Annotated in this window: 1 protein-coding gene; it reads left to right on the top strand. The window is 65.5% G+C overall.

Annotation, left to right across the window (positions count from 1 at the left end):
* Positions 1-238 (top strand): NAD(P)/FAD-dependent oxidoreductase (locus IE95_RS0118435; protein ID WP_030153766.1); only part of this gene is annotated, 238 nt, incomplete at both ends.

Here is a 238-nt window from a genome sequence, read left to right as displayed (position 1 = left end):
GACGTGCGACGGGTTCTTCTTCCGTGACCAGCACGTCGTGGTCGTCGGTGGTGGGGACTCCGCGGTCGAGGAGGCCACGTTCCTGACGCGTTTCGCGTCGAAGGTGACCATGGTCCACCGCCGCGGTGAGCTGCGTGCCTCGAAGATCATGGCGGACCGGGCCAAGGCCGATCCCAAGATCGAGTTCGCCTGGAACAGCGAGGTCGTGGGCATCCACGGGGAGAACAAGGTCGAGTCC

Origin of the sequence: Oerskovia turbata, from assembly GCF_000718325.1 — a bacterium.
Taxonomy (GTDB): Bacteria; Actinomycetota; Actinomycetes; order Actinomycetales; family Cellulomonadaceae; genus Oerskovia; species Oerskovia turbata.
Note: the sequence above shows the minus strand (reverse complement) of the source record. Positions and strands in the feature narration are given on the sequence as shown.